The 3,521-nt window shown below is 76.9% G+C and carries 3 protein-coding genes; 2 read left to right on the forward strand and 1 reads right to left on the reverse strand.

Annotated features, from left to right (window positions below):
- Positions 1-239: 239 nt before the first annotated feature.
- Entirely contained in the window at positions 240-1,676 is a 1,437-nt protein-coding gene (locus ACFWOG_RS40115) for an acyl-CoA synthetase (protein ID WP_329949309.1), read from the forward strand.
- 260 nt (positions 1,677-1,936) lie between these two features.
- Positions 1,937-2,869: a C40 family peptidase gene (locus ACFWOG_RS40120; protein ID WP_380364612.1), complete on the forward strand. Its 933-nt coding sequence runs from the start codon at positions 1,937-1,939 to the stop codon at positions 2,867-2,869.
- Positions 2,870-2,998: 129 nt separating this feature from the next.
- Here the strand turns inward: ACFWOG_RS40120 and ACFWOG_RS40125 are convergent.
- A partial coding sequence (locus tag ACFWOG_RS40125; RefSeq protein WP_380364614.1) for a PfkB family carbohydrate kinase occupies positions 2,999-3,521 on the reverse strand: 523 nt, incomplete at its 5' end.

Below are 3,521 nucleotides of genomic sequence, written 5' to 3' on the forward strand. Positions count from 1 at the left end.
CATTGCGGGTGGCGCCCGCACCACCCCGCGGTGGTCCCGCCCCCCATGGGCGGCGCGGCCGCCGCGGGGGGCGGCCGGGCCCCCCCCGCCCCCGCCCCTGCGCGTTGTCCGGGACTTCCCGCACGGCACGTGGTCCCCGGACCGGGGGAGCGGCGACGGGCCCGTAGAGTCGGCGGCACGAGCGCCGGCGACCGCCGGCGGCGGGGCGGCCGATCGCGAACAGGGGCGAAGGCGGACACATGACACTCTTGACGGCACTTCAGGGCGGCTTCGGGGACTCGGGCGACGCGCTGCGGATCGACGGGCGGACACTCTCCCGGGAACAGCTGCTCGGCGCGGCCACCGCCGTCGCCGACCGGGTGGCCGGCGCCCCCGCGCTCGCGGTCCTCGCACGGCCCACCGCCGAGACCGTGGCCGCCGTGGTCGGCGGGCTGCTCGCCGGCGTGCCGGTCGTCCCGCTGCCGCCCGACTCCGGGCCCAAGGAACGCGCCCACATCCTGCGCGACTCCGGTGCGGTCCTGCTCGCGCACGCCGCCGGGGACGATCCCCGGGAGGACGGCCCGGCCGCCGGACCGCCGGTCACGGCGCTGCCCGTCGACCTGGCCGAGCGCTCGGCCACCACGTACGCCGAGCCCGGCCCGGGGGCGACCGCCTTCGTGCTCTACACCTCCGGCACCACGGGTGCGCCCAAGGGCGCGGTGATCCACCGGTCCGCCGTCGCCGCCGACCTCGACGCCCTCGCCGAGGCCTGGCAGTGGACCGCCGAGGACACCCTGGTGCACGGTCTGCCGCTCTTCCACGTGCACGGCCTGGTGCTGGGCGTGCTCGGCGCACTGCGCAGCGGCAGCCGGCTGGTGCACACCGGCCGGCCCACCCCCGCCGCCTACGCGGCCGCCGGGGGGAGCCTCTACTTCGGTGTGCCGACGGTCTGGTCCCGGCTGGCCGCCGACGAGGAGGCGGCCGGGCAGCTGGCCCGGGCCCGCCTGCTGGTCTCCGGCAGCGCCCCGCTGCCCGTCCCGGTGTTCGAACGGCTGGCGGCGCTGACCGGCCACGCCCCGATCGAGCGCTACGGGATGACCGAGTCGCTCATCACCGTCTCGACGAGGGCCGACGGCGAGCGCCGCCCCGGAAGCGTCGGCCTGCCGCTGGCCGGTGTGCGGACCAGGCTGGTCGGCGAGGACGGCGGCCCGGTCGCGCACGACGGCGAGAGCGTCGGCGAGCTGCAGGTCGCCGGGCCGACCCTGTTCGGCGGGTACCTCAACCGGCCGGACGCCGACGCCGAGGCCTGGACGGCGGACGGCTGGTTCCGCACCGGGGACGTCGCGGTGATCGGCCCGGACGGCTTCCACCGGATCGTCGGCCGCGCCTCCGTCGACCTGATCAAGAGCGGCGGGTACCGGATCGGCGCGGGCGAGGTCGAGGCGGCCCTGCGCGACCACCCGGCGGTGGCGGACGCGGCCGTGGTCGGCGCGCCGGACGAGGACCTCGGCCAGGCGGTCGTCGCGTACGTCATCCCGGCCGGTCCCGTGACGGGGGAACAGCTGACGGCCTTTGTGGCGGAGCGGCTCTCGGTGCACAAGCGGCCCCGACGGGTGGTCCTGGTGCCCGAACTGCCCAGGAACGCCATGGGAAAGGTGCTGAAGAAGCAGTTGCTCGCGGACTCGGCACACGGGTGACGGGCGGTCACCCGGCGGGTGCCGGGTGACGCCCGCTCACCTTCCGTGAGCCCTTCCTTTGGCGCACTCCACTGCGCGCTGTGAGCGGACGCGTGCCTAACGTGACACGCAGGCAGAACTGAATCCCCGGGCTCCACGCCGCAGCTTCCGGCCGCACGGCCGGAAGCCGCGGCATGTCGGCCGCGGATCCGTTCCGGCCTTCGTCCAGCGTTCCGCGATCCGCGTTCCGCGTTCAGTGCTCAGCAAAGGAAGACAGCAGGATGACGACCGTCAACACCGGCGCACCGGGTGCCGCCGACGAGCCGACCGGGCAGCACGCCGCCGCCACCGCCTCCCAGCCGGCGGAGGGTGCCCGCACCTTCCGTCCCTCCCGTGCGGCGCGGGTCCGCCGGGGGATAGGCATGGTGGCCGTGATCGTGGCGGGTACGGGCGTGCTCGGCCTCGGCACCGGGGTGGGCAGCGCCGCCGCCGAGCCGGCGCCCGCCCACGCGGGGTGGGACGGGTCGCGGTACTGGTTCAAGAACAGCCAGGGCCAGTGGCGCTGGACGACCCACTACGACGTGTACCTGGCGCGGACGGGGGCGTCGGCCGGAACCGCCACCGCCACCGCCTCCCCGTCCGCGACGACGGCGACCACGTCCGGGGGGATCACCCAGGGGTGGGACGGGTCGCGGTACTGGTTCAAGAACAGCCAGGGCCAGTGGCGCTGGACGACCCACTACGACGTCTACCTGGCGCGGACCGGAGGGTCGTCGGACGCGGCGACCTCGGCCTCCGGCGCGTCGTCCTCGACCCAGTCCTCCGCCGATTCCGCGGTGCCGGCGGCCGACGGTGACGTCGAGACGGCCGTGTCGTTCGCGCTCGCCCAGCTCGGCAAGCCGTTCAAGACGGCGGGGAACGGGCCGGACGGCTACGACTGCTCGGGCCTCGTCCAGCAGTCCTTCCGGCGCGGGGGCGTCGAACTGCCGCGCGTCGCCAACGACCAGTACGCGGCCACCACCCCGGTGAAGGCGAGCCAGCTGCAGCGCGGCGACCTGCTCTTCTGGTCGGACGACGGCACCGCGCGGGGCATCCACCACGTGGCGATCTACCTGGGCAACAACCAGTACGTGGAGGCTGCGCGACCCGGCACCCTGATCCGTGTCTCCCGGATCAGCAGCGGCTACTACCCGACCCACATGGGCCGGCCCTGAGCCGGTCCCGCGGACGGACGACGCCCGGGCCGGACGGTCCGGGCGTCGTCGTGGGCGGCGGTGCGGGCGGTGCCGCCGTGGGGGGCTGCGGGGGTGCGGCGAGGTGCCCGGCGGCGGAGTCCGGGCGGGTCAGGGGCGCCCGGGGCCGGGGGCGAGACCGAGATCGGCCGGCCGGGGGAGGGCTCCGCGCGCGCCCGGGGCGGTGACGGCGAAGGCACCGGCCGCGGCGGCGGTGGCGGCTGCCGCCGGGAGGGACGCGCCGTCGGCGAGCCGCGCCGCCAGGGCGCCGCAGAAGACGTCGCCGGCGCCGGTGGTGTCGACGACGGTGGCCTCGGGGGCGGGGACGTGGTGGACCGCGCCGTCGGTGGCGACCAGTGCGCCGGCCGCGCCGAGGGTGATCACGGCGCCCTCGCCGAGGGCGGCCAGGGCGGTGGCGGCCGGGGCCGCGTCGGCGGCCTTCCCACGGGTCTCGCCGTGGGTCTCGCCGAGGACCTCGTCGTGGGCCTCGTCGTGGGTTTCGTCGTGGGGCCGGCCCGGGTCGCGGGCGCCCGCGAGCTGAGCGGCCTCGACGGCGTTGGCGACGATCAGCGGTCCCCGACCGGCAGGGCCCGGCCGGTCGGGGAGCCCGCCGACCGGGGCGGCGTTGGGGATC

It is taken from the genome of Kitasatospora sp. NPDC058406 (assembly GCF_042722765.1).
Classification (GTDB): Bacteria; Actinomycetota; Actinomycetes; order Streptomycetales; family Streptomycetaceae; genus Kitasatospora.